This is a genomic window from Neobacillus sp. YIM B06451 (genome assembly GCF_032667185.1).
Lineage (GTDB): Bacteria > Bacillota > Bacilli > Bacillales > Cytobacillaceae > Bacillus_D.
In genome coordinates, this window is record NZ_JAVFKJ010000010.1 from 103,873 (window position 1) to 123,943 (window position 20,071).

The 20,071-nt window shown below is 42.5% G+C and carries 21 protein-coding genes; 16 read left to right on the forward strand and 5 right to left on the reverse strand.

Features of this window, described 5'->3' with window-relative positions:
- Nucleotides 1-356 precede the first annotated feature (356 nt).
- The 5 genes from RB160_RS16105 (at nucleotide 357) to RB160_RS16125 (ending at nucleotide 3,898) form a co-directional block, all read left to right on the forward strand.
- Nucleotides 357-557, forward strand: coding sequence for a hypothetical protein (locus RB160_RS16105; RefSeq protein WP_316571448.1), 201 nt, complete (start codon nucleotides 357-359; stop codon nucleotides 555-557).
- Nucleotides 558-743: 186 nt separating this feature from the next.
- Nucleotides 744-1,259, forward strand: a complete 516-nt coding sequence (locus RB160_RS16110; RefSeq protein ID WP_316571449.1) for a hypothetical protein — start codon at nucleotides 744-746, stop codon at nucleotides 1,257-1,259.
- A gap of 477 nt (nucleotides 1,260-1,736) precedes the next feature.
- Entirely contained in the window at nucleotides 1,737-1,973 is a 237-nt protein-coding gene (locus RB160_RS16115; RefSeq protein WP_316571450.1) for a hypothetical protein, read from the forward strand.
- Between the two features lie 22 nt (nucleotides 1,974-1,995).
- Nucleotides 1,996-2,232, forward strand: a complete 237-nt coding sequence (locus RB160_RS16120) for a hypothetical protein (protein WP_316571451.1) — start codon at nucleotides 1,996-1,998, stop codon at nucleotides 2,230-2,232.
- A 577-nt stretch (nucleotides 2,233-2,809) separates the two neighbouring features.
- Complete coding sequence (locus RB160_RS16125; RefSeq protein ID WP_316571452.1) at nucleotides 2,810-3,898, forward strand: NAD(P)-dependent alcohol dehydrogenase; 1,089 nt, start codon at nucleotides 2,810-2,812, stop codon at nucleotides 3,896-3,898.
- A gap of 238 nt (nucleotides 3,899-4,136) precedes the next feature.
- Here the strand turns inward: RB160_RS16125 and RB160_RS16130 are convergent, their stop codons facing one another.
- Nucleotides 4,137-6,245, reverse strand: coding sequence for an MMPL family transporter (locus RB160_RS16130; RefSeq protein ID WP_316571453.1), 2,109 nt, complete (start codon nucleotides 6,243-6,245; stop codon nucleotides 4,137-4,139).
- Between the two features lie 114 nt (nucleotides 6,246-6,359).
- Complete coding sequence (locus RB160_RS16135; RefSeq protein ID WP_316571454.1) at nucleotides 6,360-6,935, reverse strand: TetR/AcrR family transcriptional regulator; 576 nt, start codon at nucleotides 6,933-6,935, stop codon at nucleotides 6,360-6,362.
- Nucleotides 6,936-7,226: 291 nt separating this feature from the next.
- On the opposite strand from RB160_RS16135, the gene RB160_RS16140 reads away from it, so the two are divergent.
- From RB160_RS16140 to RB160_RS16165, 6 genes are all read left to right on the forward strand, one after another.
- Complete coding sequence (locus RB160_RS16140; protein ID WP_316571455.1) at nucleotides 7,227-7,790, forward strand: 3D domain-containing protein; 564 nt, start codon at nucleotides 7,227-7,229, stop codon at nucleotides 7,788-7,790.
- A 253-nt stretch (nucleotides 7,791-8,043) separates the two neighbouring features.
- Nucleotides 8,044-8,718, forward strand: coding sequence for a VOC family protein (locus RB160_RS16145; protein WP_316571456.1), 675 nt, complete (start codon nucleotides 8,044-8,046; stop codon nucleotides 8,716-8,718).
- 186 nt (nucleotides 8,719-8,904) lie between these two features.
- On the forward strand, nucleotides 8,905-10,122 hold the full coding sequence (locus tag RB160_RS16150; protein ID WP_316571457.1) for a M20 family metallopeptidase: 1,218 nt from the start codon (nucleotides 8,905-8,907) through the stop codon (nucleotides 10,120-10,122).
- 147 nt (nucleotides 10,123-10,269) lie between these two features.
- The gene (locus tag RB160_RS16155; RefSeq protein WP_316571458.1) at nucleotides 10,270-11,298 is read left to right on the forward strand and encodes a threonine aldolase family protein; all 1,029 of its coding nucleotides are present in this window, start codon (nucleotides 10,270-10,272) and stop codon (nucleotides 11,296-11,298) included.
- Nucleotides 11,299-11,540: 242 nt separating this feature from the next.
- On the forward strand, nucleotides 11,541-11,867 hold the full coding sequence (locus tag RB160_RS16160; protein ID WP_316571459.1) for a PadR family transcriptional regulator: 327 nt from the start codon (nucleotides 11,541-11,543) through the stop codon (nucleotides 11,865-11,867).
- A 16-nt stretch (nucleotides 11,868-11,883) separates the two neighbouring features.
- A complete protein-coding gene (locus RB160_RS16165; RefSeq protein WP_316571460.1) occupies nucleotides 11,884-12,600 on the forward strand; it encodes a pentapeptide repeat-containing protein in 717 nt (238 codons plus the stop codon).
- Nucleotides 12,601-12,699: 99 nt separating this feature from the next.
- Here RB160_RS16165 and kynA read toward each other — a convergent pair whose 3' ends face one another.
- The 3 genes from kynA to kynU all read right to left on the reverse strand — a co-directional run bounded on the left by kynA (nucleotide 12,700) and on the right by kynU (nucleotide 15,526).
- Nucleotides 12,700-13,545: a tryptophan 2,3-dioxygenase gene (gene kynA / locus RB160_RS16170; RefSeq protein ID WP_316571461.1), complete on the reverse strand. Its 846-nt coding sequence runs from the start codon at nucleotides 13,543-13,545 to the stop codon at nucleotides 12,700-12,702.
- Between the two features lie 83 nt (nucleotides 13,546-13,628).
- Nucleotides 13,629-14,258 carry an arylformamidase gene (gene kynB, locus RB160_RS16175; RefSeq protein WP_316571462.1) on the reverse strand — a complete coding sequence of 210 codons (630 nt, stop codon included), beginning with the start codon at nucleotides 14,256-14,258 and terminating at the stop codon, nucleotides 13,629-13,631.
- On the reverse strand, nucleotides 14,255-15,526 hold the full coding sequence (kynU, locus tag RB160_RS16180; protein WP_316571463.1) for a kynureninase: 1,272 nt from the start codon (nucleotides 15,524-15,526) through the stop codon (nucleotides 14,255-14,257). The genes kynB and kynU overlap by 4 nt, the downstream gene beginning before the upstream one ends.
- A gap of 199 nt (nucleotides 15,527-15,725) precedes the next feature.
- Between kynU and RB160_RS16185 the strand changes: the two genes are divergently transcribed.
- From RB160_RS16185 to RB160_RS16205, 5 genes are all read left to right on the forward strand, one after another.
- Nucleotides 15,726-17,198, forward strand: a complete 1,473-nt coding sequence (locus tag RB160_RS16185) for an MFS transporter (RefSeq protein WP_396954734.1) — start codon at nucleotides 15,726-15,728, stop codon at nucleotides 17,196-17,198.
- 79 nt (nucleotides 17,199-17,277) lie between these two features.
- Complete coding sequence (locus tag RB160_RS16190) at nucleotides 17,278-17,910, forward strand: flavodoxin family protein (protein ID WP_316571464.1); 633 nt, start codon at nucleotides 17,278-17,280, stop codon at nucleotides 17,908-17,910.
- 215 nt (nucleotides 17,911-18,125) lie between these two features.
- Nucleotides 18,126-19,022, forward strand: coding sequence for an ABC transporter permease subunit (locus RB160_RS16195; protein WP_316571465.1), 897 nt, complete (start codon nucleotides 18,126-18,128; stop codon nucleotides 19,020-19,022).
- The gene (locus RB160_RS16200; RefSeq protein WP_316571466.1) at nucleotides 19,015-19,371 is read left to right on the forward strand and encodes a hypothetical protein; all 357 of its coding nucleotides are present in this window, start codon (nucleotides 19,015-19,017) and stop codon (nucleotides 19,369-19,371) included. The genes RB160_RS16195 and RB160_RS16200 overlap by 8 nt, the downstream gene beginning before the upstream one ends.
- Before the next feature lie 12 nt (nucleotides 19,372-19,383).
- Nucleotides 19,384-19,929 (forward strand): ABC transporter permease subunit, encoded by a 546-nt coding sequence (locus RB160_RS16205; protein ID WP_316571503.1) that lies wholly within the window; start codon nucleotides 19,384-19,386, stop codon nucleotides 19,927-19,929.
- Nucleotides 19,930-20,071: the final 142 nt, after the last annotated feature.

A 20,071-nucleotide genomic window follows, 5' to 3' on the forward strand; every position in this document is an offset into this window, starting at 1 on the left:
CTATGCTAAGGATTGAACATGTTAAGAACAAGGGAAAAGGCTGGCCACTTTTCGGCCAGCCTCATTGTTGTTCTCTTTACAATTTTATTAATATTTGCCACAGATACCTTGGTTTTTGCTAAACCCCCAGAATTAAAGTTGATTTTTAAAACCCTATCTAAAAACAACAAAGCTTACGAAAACAGCCTTTATAAAAGAATCGTCAAATAAGAAAAAGAGGCGAGGTGATATCAATTGGAAGTTAAGAAACTCTTTCTATTTTTGATGATAACAATATTATTTGTAACTTATGGTTGTAGCACTGACAGCACTCTCAAAGGACCCAAGGTAACACAAGACGAAGCACAAAAGGTGCTATGGATATTTATAATCTTTCAACGATTGAGAAAGTAGATATCAGACTTTTAAGTGATGATGAATTAAGCAAAGTTGTCCCTGATAATGCAAAAAATTTAACACCTGTATACTTCGTAATTCAAGGAAAAGATAAAAATCAAAATGAGATAACCGTTTTTGTAAATTCAAATGATAAGAAAATTAATTATTCTAATCGCTAAATTTGTTTTTCAGCTTTAAGTAATAAATACCTTGTTGCTAATAGCATTAACGAGTGCATTGATCCAAGAAGGAGTAGCAGCCTTTTTTAATGAATTGGTTATTGAACAAACGGGGAGTAGAGTTTAACAGGTTTATGGATATGTGGAAATATGGGACTTAGGGTAAAAAAGGGAGGATTTCATATTGTGGTAATAAAGAAAAGTACGATATTAATTGGTACTATATTTTTTGTTCTTTTTCTTGTTATAGGCATTTTAATCTTTTATAAGTTTTGGTTAAAGGAGGATACATACTATCCTGAATACGAAGATGGGATAACAGTTAAAGTAATAAACCAGAGTCATGTAGAATTACCTGACCTGCAATTTTCCTTAGGAACTATAGGTGACCCAAATTATAAAAAAATCGGTTCAGTGAAAGGTTTAAATGCTAACGAATTAGGCGAAATCCATGTGCCTAAAACATTTAATGGACCCAACGACCTTAGTTTCTATATTCAATATAGAGATACTAATAATAAATTGGCATTAGATGCCCCATTGTACATACCTGGTGCACATCCCAAAAAAATTGTAGTTGTTCTGACAATAAAAGAAGTAACTGATTCAGGAATTTTAATCTACGAATATGAAGCATTTGATGGTTGGGATAAAATTGGTCCTTATCCAAATGATATTAACTATATAGATTATGAGGATTAAGGGACCAAGTAAGTTCAACTGCCTATAGAATGTTAAAAAGGGTCTCGCTAACATTTCGACAATTTTATACGGCAAGCGTATTTGGAAGTAGAAAGTAGGCTGTTTCTGTACGCTAAGGCGGTCCCAAAAAGGATTGTGCTGACACTTTGGATTTTGGAACACCATTGGAGCTATTATTTGGTACCCTGTTACGTGAGATAGAACCATAAATAAACGTTATTAGAAAATTCCTTTTATATCAACGTTTTCAGCCTTAACGTACAAAATTCCCGTTATTTTGTTTATACCCTTTTTTAAGTTATTAAGCTAACGGGAGTTTTGTTGAAGAACGCCTGAAGTTTATTATTGTCATATTTTTTTGATAATTATGTAAAATTATGGTATAATATAAATGCTCCAAATAAAAACTCTTTGCAAACTTTAGGTGCAGTTATATTTACAATAATTACTAATACTTATTAATTAGGAGGTGCTTTTATGAGTTTTAAAAAACAGCGAAGAACCAACCTATACTTTGTCATTTTATTGTTATTTTCTTTAGCCATCGGCACTATTGGGATCTTTGTGAAGATTCCTTGGATAGACAGAATAATTAATGTGATTCTTGTATTGAGTAGTTTTATTCTGATGGGTCTGTTGCTTTCGCTGTTTGAAATTGGTTTAAATAAAATCAAGACTAAAGAGAATGATGACAAACAACTAAAAAGTCTTTAATTTTACATAGGAGGGGTAAGGATTGGCTGAAAAAGAAGATAAGAAACAACCAAATGTAATTAAAGATGCGGCCAAAGGATTCTTAGAAGGACTGAGATTTGGTTCTATTGCAGATCCAGATTTAACCGAAGAAAAAGTAAAAGAAACAAAGCAATTTAGTATAAAAGAGGTCTTTAATCATTTATCAGGAAAAGTGAAACTTTCTAAAGAGGAAGTTGAACACTTAAAGCGGATGGCTAAGCACAATAGAAACCTATGATTTTAACTTCTCTATATGGGAGGTTTTTTATTTTTAGTCATTTCCAACTTCTCTCACAATGCGATACTCCTATTTTGTATTAACATAGTTTGTGAATAAACGCCTTAAACAAACGGGTGCTAATGTTAAAGTGAATAATACGAAAAAAATGGTTGGAGCAATCAACGCTCCAACCATTTCTTTATTATTTTACTTACCAAAATGCCTGCTAATTCTAACACAAATAGCTAAGTGATAGCACTGTTAATTCAAATTTTGTACTTTATATCCAATCCCCTTAGTTATGTCTTTGCCTGTTTTTTGGTAAGGTGTCTCTTTTGGTTTGGTAAGTATATACACAGATAACGATATGTATTAACTTTTCTGAAATGGCAGAGAAAGGTACAGGTCTTTCTCTATTGTCGATTAATTATATTAGTTCAAAATATTTGAATTAAAATATTATTTCCCTATAATTATTGATAGATACCTTTTGTACTCAATTCATTTAGTAACTATATCTTTTTAAGATAGATATGGACTATATCAATAGATTGACGCTCGGGGTAATCATATACATCACGAAGGGGGAAGCTAGATGAATATTCAAACTGCGTTAGTTGAAGAAAAAGGGAATATACGATTGGAAAATGTACATATCGCAGAACCTAAATCGGATGAGGTTCTAGTAAGGATGGTTGGTACAGGGATCTGTCATACAGATTTAAGCGTCTCTGAACAAGAAATCTCTACCCCACTTCCTATTGCATTAGGACATGAAGGGGCAGGAGTTATTGAAAAAGTAGGAAATGAAGTAACTGATTTTCATGTAGGAGACCACGTGGTGGTTGGATTTACCTACTGTGGTACTTGTCCTGCATGCAAACAGGGAAAACAAGGAAGCTGTGAGTATATAGGTGCTCTTAATTTTGGCGGAACGATGAAAGATGGGACAACACGTCTATCTCATAAAGATAAGCCAGTAGCTATACTTTTTGGTCAATCTTCTTTGGCGACATATTCTATAGCTCATATTGATAGCCTTGTAAAAGTTGATAAAGATGTTGATTTAACTATTTTAGGTCCTTTAGCTTGCGGGATCCAGACCGGGGCAGGAACGATTTTGAATGTGTTAAATCCAGAAGAAGGTTCAACTATAGCTGTTTTTGGATGCGGGGGAGTGGGTCTTAGCGGAATTATGGCGGCCAAGTTGTTAAACTGTGAAACTATTATCGCGGTGGATATTGATGAAGAACGATTAGCATTGGCAAAAGAGTTAGGCGCAACTCATACCTTAAATGGCAAGGAGGTAGACGTTGTAAGTGAAATTCATAAAATTACAGGAAAAGGCGCGCAATATGCTTTTGAAGCTACTGGCGTTCCAGCATTAGTCCTTCAGTCTATCAGATGTTTGGCAGTAGGTGGAACAGTTGCAGTCGTTGGGGTAGGCGGAGAAGCATCCATCCATATACATGATGACTTGGTTGCCCCAAATCGTACTGTTGTAGGGGCAACAGAGGGACATTCCAACCCGCCTGTATTTATCCCTCAATTAATTAATTATTATAAGGAAGGCAAGTTTCCATTTGATAAATTTATCAAGAAATATCCGTTTGAACAAATTGAAACAGCCATTGCAGATATGAAGAGCGGAAAAACAATCAAACCTGTAGTAACATTTGAATAATGAAAAATATGGACAGGTACCTCGGCCTTTTAAGCCTAGGTACCTGTTTTTTGTTTTTAGAAAAATTAAGGATTCTATGTGGTTTTTTTTGACAATTACCAATAATGGGTGTCATCTGACAAGGAAGTATAACTTTGAGAAAAGACGGAGCTTAACTCAGGCTGTGCCAGGACTGTTCTATAAAAAAGCAGGAATAATGGAAAAGGCTGACCACGTTTGGGCCAGTCTAATTTACATTCTACGATTCCGCCTTAACTGCTTTATCTTTTTCAAAAAAGACAATCAGCCCTGGCAGGAGGATTCCCCGGATCAGGAACGTATCGAGCAGGATGCCAACTGCGACGATGAAGCCAAACACGAACAACAGCTGAATTGGCTGGGTCATCAGGACAGCAAATGTCGCTGCAAGAATCAGGCCTGCGGAAGAAATGACACCGCCTGTATTGGCTACCGCTATCTCAACGGCCTTCTTTACAGGATGCTTCTTCCTTTCCTCCTGATAACGGGAAACGAGCATGATGTTGTAATCAATTCCGAGCGCAACAAGGAAGACGAACGAATATAGCGGAACCCGGTTTGAAATTGTATCAATATCGAAGAACAGGTTCGTCAGGAACATTCCCAGGCCCAATGCAGCCAGGAATGACACAAGAATGGTTCCCATCATGTAAATCGGCATGCGGATCGTTTTGGTCAAAACAATTAGCATGACAAAGATGAGGAGTGTTTCAAGGGCAACGATGACGATTAGGTCCCGGCCATTAGTCGATCTGTCGTCGACCGAGCCTGCCGTTTCACCAGCGAAGTAAAGCTTGCCATCAAGGCCGGTATCCTTGGTGATTTTTTCCTTATCCATTATAATCGCTTCCATCGCATCCATTGCTTCAACAGAATAAGGGCTTTCCTCAAATGTCAGCTGATAATTCAGGACCCTGCCTTCTTCCGCAACGCCATTCATGCGGACATTGCTGACAAGGTCTTTGGAAGAGAGTTCTTTTGCAAGCGCGTTTTGCTGGTCTTCAGAAACAGCTTCCTTGCCTTCGTATATGACGGTTGTAGGAGCAAGGTCGCCTTTTTCAAATTTTTCCTCAAGAATGTAATAGCCCTTGCGCGAAGGCATGTCTTCCGGAAATGAATTCATTGTATTGAATTCATACTTCAAATTGAACATATTGCCCGCAGAAAGCAGAAGGAAGGCTGAAACTAGTGCAACCGCCACACCTGGCTTCCTCGTTACAAAACGGCCAGCCTTGCTCCAGATTGAATTTGATTTTACTTTTTCCTCCCCAACCCTTGGCACTTTTGGCCAGAACGATTTTCTTCCGAAAAGTGTGAACAGGGCAGGCACCAATGTAACCGAAGCAATCATGATGACGGCCAATGCAATCGCAAACGTTGGAGCAAAGTTTCGGTAGTCGCCAAACTCGGCAAAGAACAGAACAAGCATCGCGGCAAGGACTGTCCCACCGGAGAAGAATACCGGCATACCTGTTTCACGCATCGCAAGCTTCATTGCCATAAATTTATCTTCATGATCCTTCAACTCCTCGCGGAAGCGCGAGAACACAAATAAGGAGTAATCGATAACCGCGGCAAACAGGAGGATCGACATAATCGATAAAGTCTGATTGCCGATTTCAAGCCCTGCCATTCCCATCAAACCTAGAATTTGCATGACGGCTTCGTAGACGAATGCCGCTGCCAAAAGCGGGATCAATGCCAATAAAGGCGAGCGATAAATAACGATAAGCAATACAAGAATGAGGCCTACTGTCGATAAAATGAGGACAACATCAGCCCGGGAAAATAAATCTAGCGAGTCTGCTGCAATCCCTGCCGGACCCGTAATATAGAGATTCAACTCCGAGGCATCGCCAACTACTTCCTCAATTTTTTCCTTGGATGCTTTAATTTCTTTATTTTCCAATGATGCGTCAAGTGTTAACGGAACGACCGCCGTTGTTTTATCCCCTGAGAAAAAACCGGCAGCAGCCTGTGGCGGCAACGCTGATAAAGGAATGACCTCATCAACGCCTATAATGTCTGCCGCAACGATTTCATCCGTAATGGATGCAAGGTCTTCCAGGGCAATCTCTCCTTTGTCCGCTTGGAACACTAAAATGGCAGGAATTCCTGCATTATCTGAAAAGTATTGATCCGCTTTAGATTGGGCAATAACGGACTGGGAATCTTCGGGCAGTGAAGCGATGCTCGTAACCTCGTATTCTTTTGCCCCAGGAGCAAACACTGCCAAGGCCATTGTGACAACAAGCCAGATGGCCAATGTCGTCCACATGCCTTTTCTAGTCGTGACACGGTCTGTAATTGCCTCCAGAAATCTTCTCATTCTTTCGCTTCCTTCCTGTTCCTTATTCCAAAGTGACAAATCTGTCACTTTCAGTCGAAAAAAAATGACACTGCTGTCTCAGAAAATTATCCTGCAAAGTGACAGCAGTGTCAATTAAATATTTCTTAACATTCCAGTAGCAATGATCTCCTTTATAGCCGCAACCCACTTTTCATGTGGAATTCCGAAATGATTGGGGATTGCTACAGATTGAAAAATAAAACCGAGGATCAGCGAATCGGGAAGCTCCGGTTTGAGTATCCCTTCCTGCCGCCCTGACTTAATAAAGCCTTCCATGCTGTGATACATCTGTACATGCAGCTTTTCGAGCTGGGCAATATTTTCCTGCACTTTTTCATTCACATCGGCGCGTACATGCTGGCCAATTTCAATAAGCTTGTGCAGCTTTGGATTTTTAAACATAAGGCTAAGCAGGAAATCAAATTTTTGTTCAAAACCTTCAATAGATTGGATTTCTTTTACATCAGCAAGAAACTGGCCCATTTCATAAAGCATGAATTCCGTAATCAGTTCCTCACGATTTTCGTAATATTTATACAATGTTCCTCTGGACACATTAAGGTGCTCGGCGAGGATACTAAAGGTAAATCCTTCATATCCATGCTCAAGCAACAGGTTTTGTGTCAGTTCAAATAGTTCTTCAGTAGAAAACTTTCGGTCACGTGCCATAGTATATCTCTCCTTATGTTTACCAAAACCACTCCCATTCAGCCTTGATGGTATCATCTTCTTAAAAATCGTTCAACCTGAATTGCAACCGCTCAGCAAAAGAGAGGGCCTTCACTGCCCAAACTGCTTCTCGTACGTATTCCTGATTACTCTATTTAGCTTAGTGGTGAAAAATAGTACAATTCTGAAATGTTTCAGCTTTTTGTAACAAAAATAGTTTTTAAGTGTAACGTGATTGTTACATTGAATTGCTATCATATTCCTATCAAGGAAGTTAAAGGAGAATAGAATTTGAAAAAGACCATCTTGAGCTTAGTGACAGCGATTGTTGTACTTTTCAGTTTTTCGAATGCTTCTTTAGCTGCTGGAGCTACATATAAGGTTCAAAAAGGTGATAGCCTATGGGGCATCGCCAAGAAACATAACATAACAGTAAATCAATTGAAAACATGGAACAACTTGAAATCAGATAAAATCGAGTTAAATCAGGTTTTAAAACTTAGCAGTACAGATGCGGTGCCGGCGAAAAAGCAAGCTGCCAAACCAGCATCCGCTCAAAAGGGCTACAAGGAAATCACAGTAAAGGCGACAGCCTACACGGGCAGCTGCAAAAATTGCAGCGGCATCACTTCCACAGGCATAAACCTGAAAAAGAACCCGAACTTGAAAATCATTTCGGTAGATCCAAAGCTGATCCCTCTTGGAACAAAAGTATATGTCCCTGGATACGGCGAAGCGATTGCTGGTGATAAGGGTTCCGCGGTGCGAGGAAATAAAATCGATGTTTTCATCCCTGACCACAAAAAAGCGCTTCAGTGGGGAACGAAAACGATCAAGATCAAAGTATATTATTAAAATGGGAGTTTGCCGCGATGGTTCGGCAGACTCTTTTTATGTTACGGATCCTACTTGCCGTGCCACAGTTAGAAGCGCTTTAAACGTAGGTAAGATCGGCGCACTTTCATAGTATGGAATATAGGTCTCCTGCAACTTTAGCCGTATACATTTACGGAACATAAGTAGAAAAGGATTTTGTCCCAATGGAGGATTTTACGGAAGGGAATTCCTATTATAATTAGGATACAAATTATTAAAAGGAGCGATCGTTTTGGAATTTAGTAAACTAGCATTGTTGGCATCCAACTTAACCGAAATGAAAGATTTCTATAGAAATGTACTTGAGTTACCCATCTCCGCTGAATCGGATAAAGAGTTTACTGTGAAGGTTGGGCAAACAGACGTGAATTTTCGCGAAAGCCTTAGTGGCAATCCTTTTTACCATTTCGCAATTAATATTCCCGAAAACAAATTTAACGAAGCGGTAGCTTGGGCTAAATCCAGAATCTCGCTAAACAGTGAGGATGGGAATGTCGAAGTCCATTTCGAAAGTTGGAACGCACATGCAATCTATTTTGAAGATCCTTCTGGAAATATCGTCGAATTAATAGCCCGCCATCATTTGCGTAACGGAACCAGCAATAACTTTTCTTCTAAGGATTTCCTTAATATAAGTGAAATAGGAATTGTTGTAGATGATGTAATCCCCTTTGTGAGGAAACTCAATGCGTCAGGTTTTCCTAATTGGCGAAATGATAGTGAAGGCTTGACGCCTGTTGGTGATGCAAATGGTTTGTTTATTATTGTGAAAACAGATAGGAAATGGTTCTTTTCTGACAAATATGCACGATTCCATCCTGTTACAGTTTACGTGGCTGGATTTGGAAAAGTGGAATTTGAAGAAAAACGAGATAAAGTTAAAATCCTTTATGAAAAATTGAAATAAGAATGGCATACGTAAGAACCCATGCAAGCGTAAAATGGCATCCCGATTCACAAAATAAAAGATTATATACGGTTGTCCTCATGTAATTATCATTTTTAAGAGTCCAATGGCCTCCATAAGTGCTATAATGTTTTTCAGAAGATTTAAAAAGAAGCATAATTCATATACATAATGGAGGGAATCGGCTTGTTGGAGAATTGGAATGCAAGATTGGAAGAATTGTTTGGTGAGATGGTGGAGTGGAGACGGGATTTTCACATGAACCCGGAGCTGTCCTTCGAGGAAGTCAGGACTCCGCAGAAAATTGCCGGTTATCTCGAGAGCCTGGGCATTGAAGTGAGAACTGGCGTTGGGGGGCGCGGAGTTGTCGGGACGATCAGGGGCGGCAAGCCGGGGAAAACGATTGCTCTCAGGGCCGATTTTGATGCCTTGCCTATTCAAGATCAAAAAGACGTTCCTTACAAATCGTCCGTTCCGGGGGTCATGCATGCGTGCGGGCATGACGGGCACACAGCCACACTCATGGCGGTTGCAAAGGTGCTGAGCGAGCACCGTGAACAGTTGCATGGGAATGTGGTCCTTCTTCATCAGCATGCGGAAGAGGTTGCCCCAGGGGGCGCGGCCGCGATGATAGCGGATGGATGCCTTGATGGCGTTGACGTTGTATTTGGTACGCATTTAAACGCAAGCCTTCCGTATGGTCTATATGGGTATCGGAAGGGGCCAATGATGGCTGCTGCGGACCGTTTTGTTATAAAAATTAACGGAAAAGGCGGACACGGCGCTTATCCCCATGAAACGGTCGACTCCATCGCCATTGGCACCCAGATTGTCAATCAGCTCCAGCATATCGTTTCGCGCCTCGTTGATCCGCTGAAGCCCGCGGTTGTTTCGGTCGGCTCGTTCCATGCTGGGAATGCTTTTAATGTCATTGCCGACTCCGCCGAGATTTCCGGAACGGTCAGGACATTCGATCCCGAGGTGCGCGACCAGATAGAAAGGGAATTGAAAGTCATTGTGGATGGGATTTGCGCGGCGTTCCATGCCACCGCTGAAATCACCTATGAGCGGGGCTATCCGCCGGTGGTGAACCATGAAGCAGAGACAGAGATCTTTTATGATGTAATGAAAAACGTGGTTGGCGAGGAAAAGCTTGTCGAGCTCGACCCTAAGATGGGCGGCGAGGATTTTGCCTATTACCTTCAGGAAAGGCCGGGGATGTTTTTCAATACGGGGGCTGAGAATCCGGAAGTGGGAGCGTGCTACCCGCACCACCATCCGAAATTTGATTTCGATGAGCGGGCGATGGCCCTGGCAGGGCAGGCATTCCTTGCAATCACCCACCATTATCTGCTTGAACTTGCGGTAGAGGACGAAGCGGCTGTTGCTGTGGAATCAGTTTAATTAGGGGATATATCATTCAAGAACAAGCCGAAATCATACTGATTTCCGGCTTGTTTTATTTTGGGTAGCTGAAGTAACAGTTTTCCCTTTCGCCGCCCAATCTTATAAAATGAAATAGACAACGTCCAAAAAGGAGCGAAATGCTTAATGTACAGTTTTAAAAATGATTATAGTGAAGGGGCGCATCCGCGGATTCTAAGTGCGCTGATGGAGTCTAATTTGGTGCAAGAGGATGGCTATGGGGAGGATTCTTTTACAAAAAATGCGGTCGAACTTATTAAAGCAAAGCTTGGCAGGACTGATGTCGATGTTCATTTGCTGTCAGGCGGGACCCAGACGAATCTCATCGCGATTTCCGCTTTCTTGCGTCCGCATGAAGCAGCCATTGCGGCAAGCACTGGCCATATTGCCACGCATGAAACAGGCGCAATTGAAGCGACCGGCCATAAAGTGATTACCGTGGAAACGGCGGATGGCAAGCTTACTCCAAATCATGTTCATGCAGTGGCGGACGGCCATACCGATGAGCATATGGTCAAGCCGAAATTGGTTTACATATCGAACTCCACGGAAATCGGTTCTATTTACTCGAAAAAGGAGCTTCAAGATTTGAGGGAGGTCTGCGAATCGCGCGGTTTCATTCTTTTTATGGATGGCGCCCGGCTTGGCTCTGCCTTATGTTCCGAAGAAAATGATTTGAGCCTTGAAGATTTGCCTGGGCTCGTTGATGCTTTTTACATAGGGGGAACAAAAAACGGGGCCCTTTTGGGAGAAGCGCTTGTGATTTGCAGCGACCAGCTGAAGGAGGAGTTCCGCTACCATATGAAGCAGAAAGGTGCCTTGCTCGCCAAGGGACGGCTGCTTGGAATCCAGTTTCAGGAGCTGTTCCGGGGCGGCCTCTTCTTTGAACTAGCGGAGCATGCGAACCGCATGGCCGGGCTCATTCGGTCTGCCTTGGAAAAAGACAATATCCGTTTCCTGACCCATTCTCCGTCCAATCAGCTTTTTCCAATTTTGCCTAACAAGCTGATCGCCGAGCTGCAAAAAAAATATGCCTTCCTAATTTGGGAGAAAGCTGATGAGGATTCTTCGGCGGTTCGGTTCGTCACTTCCTGGGCAACAAAAGAAGAGGCTGTGATGGAATTGATTGAGGATTTTAGAAGGCTGAAGTTATAAGGCTATGAGTAATCAATTAAGAAAGGGCCAGTAATCAATTTTGTCTGTTCTAGTTTAAACACACGAAAGTGCGTACCACCCACCATTCATAAGCTAAACAACAAGAAGGAATCCTTTCTAAGGTTCCTTTTTTTTGATGACACGTAAAGTTGGCTAATCAGTCATACTACATCACTCAACAAATTACCTTGACTGTCATAGTAATATGATGTAAATTATTGTTAAGGAGGTGGAAAGCTCCAGTGAGTCTAAAACTCTCGTCCGATTTATTAAGGGGACATACAGACACGATTATCCTCAAACTGTTGATGAGCGGGGATAAATACGGCTATGAGATTTCCAAATTGGTCCATTCCGGGTCGAATGGCCGCTATGAACTGAAAGAAGCAACGATGTATTCCAGCTTGAAAAGGCTGGAACAAGAAGGAAATATTGCATCTTACTGGGGAGATGAAACCCAAGGGGGCCGCAGGAAGTACTATCAGCTGACTGACAAAGGCAGAACGACATACTCAGAAAACAAAAGAAATTGGGAATATGCCAAAGAAATCCTCGATTCTTTAATTTGAAAGGTGGAAAAACGGCATGAGTGATAAGCTAAAGACATACCTGAATGGTATCTTTTCTCCATATGAGGACATAAAGGCCATTAAGGAGATTAAAGAGGAGCTTTATCAAAATCTACAGGAAAAGATGGATGATTTGAAAAGGGAGGGTTTGCCGGAAGAAATCGCTTATCACAAAACGATTGATTCGATTGGAGACATATCGGAAATTGTTGAAGCGATCCATGATAAAACGAGAGAGCTGCATCAAAGGGTAGGAATGGATTTATCGAAGAGCAACATGCCGAATTCGGATTTTACCTCAGTGAACGTTCATGACGGCAAGTTCAACTATAGCAATCTCGAGGGTTGCGACTTCACCGGTTCGGACTTATCGAACAGCTCTTTTAAATGCAGTAATTTAGACAATGCGATATTCGATCGGGCGAATCTTAGGGGAGCCAAAATGAATAAGTCCAATTTGGGAGGAGCAAGTTTTAAAGAAGCCATTTTGGATGATACAGATTTTTCTTATTCCAACTTATCAGGAGTTTGTTTTGACAATCAAACTTTCAATGGGACCATTTTTAACGATGCGGGATTAAAAGGAACATCTTTTAAAAATGCGGTCTTCCGAAATGTTTCTTTTAAAACAAATGTAAAGAAAGCTGTATTTGACGGTGCCACCATGGATAAATTGACGTATGCAATTCTAAAAGGGAATAAGGCAAATCTGGAGAATGTCACTGTTGTTTAACAGCTTCTTCTCCAATCATTGATTTTCCCTTTTTACTGCGAAACGAAAAAAAGGCGGCCGGCCGCATCCGTTTGGGCTTTGGAGCTGCGGCCGCCGTCATCATAATGTTGTCCGAATATCCCACAGTTCAGGGAAGAAGCGCTGGTCGAGCACTTTTTTCAGGTAGCCGACTCCCGATGAGCCGCCAGTGCCCGTTTTAAAGCCAATGATCCTCTCGACCGTTTTCATATGGCGGAATCGCCATTGCTGAAGGGAGTCTTCGATATCGACAAGTTTTTCAGCGAGCTCATATAGCTCCCAATTGGCCTTTGTATTTTTGTACACACCCATCCACGCGGCCCGTACCGAGTCGTTTTCCTTGTAGGACTTCGTTACGTCCCGGGCCAGGATTTCCCCGTCGATTGGAAATCCTGCTCTATGCAACGCATGGATGGCGGCATCATAAATGCTCGGAGCTTCATACGCTTTCTTCAGCTCGGCATGAAGTGCCGGGTCTTTTTGATAGATTTTCAGGATATGGCTGTTCTTGTAGCCAAGCGCGAATTCAATCATTCGATTTTGGTACGACTGGAAGCCGGACGACTGGCCAAGCGTATGCCGGAATTCCATATACTCGGACGGTGTCAGTGTCGACAGTACGTCCCATGCCTGGATGATCTGTGCCTGAGTCTTTGAGACGCGCGCCAGGCATTTTTGCGCGGCGGAGAGATTATCGGCCTTAATAGAGGCAATCGCCGCATTCAGTTCGTGGATGATCAGTTTCATCCACAGTTCACTAACTTGGTGGATGATGATGAACAGCATTTCATCGTGGTGGCCTGATAACCTGTTTTGAGCCGACAGGACTTTATCAAGCTGCAAATACTCGCTGTATGTCATATTGTTTGTAAAATCAGTAAGAATACTTGTTTCGCCGGTTGTTGGGTTTTGGTCGTCTACAACCATTTCGAACCTCCTTGGTGTTTTACGGCACGCTTGTCAGGTGCCTTAAGCCCGGTGCATGGGCCGACTTTTACAAAAGTACGCTTCTACAGCTTCCTGATCACCGCGCGGACTGGGCTCCCATCCGCTTCCTTGAGGGGAAGCGGCAGGGCGATTAGTTCGTAGTCCCCGTCCTCGACACCATCCAGCATGAGGTTTTCGAGGATGTGGATCCCGTTTCGATACAGGGCGTGATGTGTTGCCATGTCCTTACTGTCGAGCGGGTCGACAGAAGGGACATCGACGCCAATCAGCTTTACGCCTTTTTTGCTGAGATAAGCCGCGATATCAGGCTGCAGTTCCTGAATTCGTACCGGGAAGTGGTCCGGGTTGTTCGGTACGGATGTTTTAAGAAGCAGCCGTTCGACTCCTTCAAGGTCAAAGCTTCGGAGCCGTTCCGCATCAACCTTTTCAAAGGAAGAGACGTCGATAACACGCGCCGGGCCAATGAACACATCAATAGTGAGTCCAAGAATCCGTTCACCTTCATTGTCAAAATGATAGGGTGCGTCAACATGGGTGCCTGTGTGCAGGCTGGTGGTGATCCTGCCAATATTGACGGACCCGGTCTGTACTTTTGTAAATGCAGTTTCATATTTAAACGGTGTGTCGCCAGGCCAGTGTCCTATCTCGTCATGAAGGGGTTGTGAGATATCCATCCACTTCTTTTTTGTCATGCCACAATTCCCCGCTTGTTTTCAAATTCCTTGTATTTTTCCTCGTCCATGATTTCCTTCAGGATTTGGACTGTTTGAAAGACCTCTTCAAACGTATTGTATAACGCAACCGGGGCGAGCCGGATTCCGTTCGGCGCCCGAAAATCAGGTATGATTCCATCCGCCTTGAGCGCCTTGCAAATCCTTGGCGCTTCCGGATGCTCAAGGAAAACATGCCCGCCACGCCTTCCCTCGTCAATTGGGTTCCGGAGAATGAAACCGTGGCCGTCCAGTTCTGCCGAGATAAGCTCCATTAAATATCGGGTGAGCTTGAGTGACTTTGCCCTGATTTTATCCATGCCGATTTCATTGAACATCGACAGAGAGCCGAGGATTGGCGCCATGCTGAAAATATTCGGAGTGCCGATCTGGTAGGAACCGGCATCGCCAGCGGGTGTGAGTTCATGCTCCATGTCGAATTGCTTCTTCTTGTTGGAGCTGAACCAGCCGGCCAGGCCCGGCAGTTTTCCAAAATGCCTCTTGTTTACATATAGCCCGGCCGTCGAACCGGGACCGCCATTCAAATGCTTGTAATGGCACCAGAAAGCGAAATCGACATCCCATTCAGTGAGGCGGTGGGGGATCGATCCGATTGAATGGCACAGGTCGAAGCCGATTGGAATTCCACGCTTATGGGCCTCTTTTGTCAAAAACTCCATATCAAGGATTTGGCCGCTCCGGTACAGGATGCCCGGCAGGACGATTAAGGCAATTTCTTCGGTCATTGCTGAAATGATGGCCTCTTCATTAAGGGTATGGCCGTCCTTGCTTTTTACTTGTATAAGGTGGCTCGCGGAATCGAAACCCTTTAGCTTCAACTGGCTTTGAAGGGCATAAATGTCGCTCGGGAAATTCAACTCGTCAGCGAGGATTTTCGTTCGTTTCCCGTTTGGTTGATAAAAGGTGGCGGTGAGCTGGTGAAGGTTTACTGTAGTCGAGCCAGTGACAATGACTTCGCCTGCATCCGCGCCGACAAGCGGCGCAACTTGGTTCCCCAGATTTTCCGACAGATAGAACCAGGGATGATCTCCTGCCGTCCATCCGTCAATGCCATGCTCTTTCCAAGCTTCGATCATCCCGAGCAGTGATTGTTCCGCCCGTTTGGATAAAAGCCCGAGCGAATTGCCATCCAAATAAATTTTGTTTTCGTTTACATAAAATTCATTCCTGTAGGGTGCGAGAGGATCCTGCCGGTCAAGGTCCTTGGCATACTCGTATGTATTTATCATCGTATTCAACCTTTCAGAATTTTCCTTCAATTTAAAGTATAGTCTGTTTGCTGAAGGTGCGTCAAAAAAAGAATGGGATAGGGTTTTCGGGTTCCCGAGATTATCGGAGTTGGAGTTACAAAAAATTCTACTGTTTAGTAGCTATTTATTAGGGAAAAGGCCTAAGGAGGTCTGACCCTAAAAAAACAACAGGAGGAACATTGTGAGTAAACCAGTAGAAGGATTAAGTGAAGAGGCTATTACGGTAGTTGATTCACGCGTTGCAAAAAAGTCAATGATTGGGACATCTGTTGGGAATGCAGTCGAATGGTTTGATTTTGGTATTTATTCGTTTTTGGCCGTAACGATGGGGAAGGTGTTTTTTCCTGAAGTAAATCCCTCCTTTCAATTAATTTATGCTTTCGCGACTTTTGCAGTTGCATTCATTGCCCGCCCGCTTGGAGGCTTATTCTTTGGGATGATGGGCGACCGGATTGGCCGGAAGAAGGTTTTGGCTTTTACGTTAATTTTAATGGCTGCGGCTACGTTAAGTATCGGGCTGATTCCGAGTTATGCATCAATTGGGATTACGGCGCAGGTATTGCTGCTAGTTGCAAGGCTGGTACAAGGATTTTCTACGGGAGGGGAATATGCCGGTGCAATGACTTACATTGCCGAAACGACGCCGGATAAAAAACGTACTTTCATGGCAAGCGGCCTGGAAGTAGGCACTCTCGTGGGATTCATTGCTGGAGCAGCCTTGGTTACAACGCTTACTTTCATCTTGGGAACAGATACAATGGTCGCCTGGGGCTGGAGGATTCCGTTTATTATTGCAGCTCCGCTTGGACTGATTGGATTTTACCTGCGCAACCATTTAGAGGAAACACCGGCATTCGAAGCGATGAACGAATTGATTGAAGATGGAAAGGAGCGAACTTCCCTCGCAGAAATATTTTCCGGTCATTGGAGAGCGCTCCTGATTTGTACAGGCATTGTTATTTTTTATAATGTGATGGTCTATACCGTCCTTACCTATATGCCGTCCTATTTATCAGAGGACCTGGGATATGGGGAACAAACCGGGCTCCTTTTGCTGATCCTTGTTATGATTGCAATGATTCCATTGATAATGGCGATGGGCTATTGGAGTGATAAAATAGGCAGAAACCGTATCCTGACCGGAGCGCTGATTGCGACAATTGTCCTCAGCATCCCTGCATTTATGCTCGTCCGGTCCGGTAATATCGTTGGAGCCTTTTTCGGATTATTTATCTTGGGAGCACTTTTATCCGCTTTTCAAGGCTCACTCCCGGCAACGCTGCCTTCATTATTTTTTACAAGAGTCCGATATGGGGCACTTGCAATCACTTATAATACATCTACTTCCCTGTTTGGAGGAACGACCCCACTAGTGGTTGCATGGCTCGTTGCTATGACAGGCAACAAAATGGTGCCGGCCTATTACCTGATGGGCATATGCGCCTTCGGACTCGTTATCGTTACCTTGTTTGTAAAAGAAACAGCGGGAAGGTCGCTGCGAGGTTCCGCTCCGGTAGTAGAACATCCTAGGGAAGCCAAAGAGGTATTAAAACATCCAAGAAAAGCGTTTTGGTGGGTTGAAGAACTCAGGAAAGGGAAAGGCGACAAGGTTGACAAAAAGCTCGTCACAGGCATTTTTGATAAAAACTAGTTGTTTGTCAGGTTTCTAATTTTTTTAAAAAACCTTAGGGAATAGGAATACTGTAACACTCACTAAGGGAGAGGTAGCAATGACCATAAAAGCGTTAGTTTTGAATTGCAGCCTGAAGGACAGTACGCAGCAATCCAATACCCGTGCGCTGATTGATGAGATTGTCAAGATTTTTGATAAGAACGCGGTCGTAACGGAAGTACTGAGGGTGGCTGATTATACAATTGGTTTTGGCATTACCCATGAGGCGGTGAATGAAAACGACCAGTGGCCGGAAATTTTTGAAAAAGTGAAGCAGGCGGATATCCTATTGCTCGGTTCTCCAATTTGGCTTGGGGAACAGAGCAGCCTAGCCACGTTAGTTGTGGAAAGATTGTATGGCGGTAGCAGCTTGACCAACGAAAAAGGCCAATATCTCTACTACGACAAAGTAGGCGGAGCGGTTGTCACCGGAAATGAAGACGGTGCGAAAAACGTTTCAAGCTACCTGATTTATGCCCTGTCGCATATTGGGTTTACGATTCCCCCGAATGTAGATACGTATTGGGTAGGCGAAGCCGGTCCCGGGCCTTCGTTCATTGAAGCAAATGGACTTCAGAACGATTTTACAATGCAGCATGCAAAAATTACCGCCTATAATCTCTTGCATTTTGCCCGGTTACTGAAAGAATATCCGATTCCAGCAGAGGGGAATGTGATTGAAAGCGAATAAGTCGCCCCTTTAAAATTTCGATTAAAAAACTTCATGGTAATATGCAATATTAGCAATCTGGTTCTAACTGAACTGGATTGCTTCTTTTTTGAGAAAACTGAAAATCCACGCTATACAATTGGGTAATTATGTTAAAATTAAAAAAATTACACTTTATCATACTTGCTTAACTACATATAAACGCATTCAAAAAAACCATTAAAGGGGGGAGGACTATGCATACTCTTGGCTATTTGGTTCGGTACTTGATTAGCTTATTTGCGTTATTGATTCTAGCAGCAATACCCCAGGTTTTTTATTACACTGGCAATCCTATGCTAGGCCAGCAGCAGATTGCATTTGAACCCAAGATGATTGTCATTGTCGTAAGGGGATTTTTGGAAGGGATTCTCTCAGCAGAGTCCTTTTACTACATTTCGGGCAGCAGCAAGAGGTTTTTTCCTTCCGATATCGTAGGTTACTTTAATTCGTCCTATTTTTATGTAGCAGGATCGGGTCTTATTGTCATCCTTTTATCGTTTGTGTTTGGGATATGGCTATGGAAGGCAAGTGGGAGATACTTAAACGGAATCCTAAGTTTTCTAGGGATGATTCCTGATTTCATCTTTATTTTAATATTACAGCTTTTGGTTAACGGTATTTACAAAAGTACTGGTATAAAGACAGTGAAAGTGGCGTCGTTGAGCACGAATGAACCGGCCATTTTCCTTCCGATCCTTACACTTGTAATCATTCCATTTGTATATCTGGTCAGGACATTAAATGAAAGAACACACGAAGTCATAACGGAAGATTACATTGTCACAGCTGTCGCGAAAGGCTTAAGCAAGATTGAAATCTATTTATTCCATATCACAACGAATGTCATTCCGTTTCTTAAAGCGGATTTGCATAAGGTAACAAGCATTATGATCAGCAATCTATTTATCGTTGAGTATTTGTACAACACCAGGGGAATCACGACGATGTTGTTCCAGCTCCAAGTAAAATTCGGATATCAGTACAATGTCGTCGTTCTAAGTTTGTTCACGTTGGTTCTTCTTTATATCGCTGTTTTCCTTTCTTTTAAACTACTGATTATACTTATTGAAAGGATTCTTAAACATGCTTAAGAATAAAAAGTTTTTGGCCGGCCTGCTGTTGCTAACAAGTTTTATTGTGGTTTCCTTCATTGGCCCGTGGATTGCTCCGTATGATGTTGATTACAATAAGAAGATCGGTTACATCCAGACTGAGGAAGGAGAGGAATTGGCATCCGCGCCATTCCCGCCCTCTAAGGAATTTATTTTTGGGACAGATAAATGGGGATTTGATTTATTAACCCTGATGCTTTACGGTGCAAAATATACTGTGATTGGAACAATCCTGATTGCGGCAGCAAGGGTGGTGATTGGTTCCGTTACAGGAATATTCAGCGGTCTTCAAAAAGAGTCTATAAAACAAAAAACGGGATCCATTTAAGTATGGTCCAGTATTCCAACCTTCATTATCATTTACTTCGTCATGATCGGAATCAATATTAATCCGATCATTCCGCAATGGAGTCTCGTTTTGATTCAAAGCTTACTTATGATTATCCTCGGTATTTCAGGTGTACATCATGTTATATCATTAAAAACAAATGAAGTTAAAAAAGAGTTATTTGTAGTGGCGGCAAAAACCCTTGGTGCATCGAAAAGGCATATCCTCCTTCAGCATATCTTGCCTGCGCTTAGGGGGAACTTATTGATTATGCTTGTAAGTGAAGCTATTCTTGTCCTGCATTTAATAGGGCAGCTAGGGATTTTTAATTTGTTTTTTGGGGGAACCGCACTTCAATTCGTTCCGCCAATCTATCTTTCTATCACCCATGAATGGTCAGGGTTGATAGGGCAGGCAAGAGGGTTTATGTATCATTCTCACTGGATCATCCTGTTCCCCCTAATTGCCTACGTCCTGTTTCTTTTTTGCTTGTATTTAATTTCCGCAGGCCTAAATGACGTGCAAAAGTCAAAAACAAGGAAAGCCAGTTTACTATAAAAATTAATGAGAAAGGCTATGTTTAATTGCAGGAGTGTCCGGCCTTTTCCGTTTTTATCAGATGAAACATTATTGGCGCACTCCTTATAATTAGGAGAAATATATCCGACTACCATTCCCGGTCGAAATTAAAAATATTCAA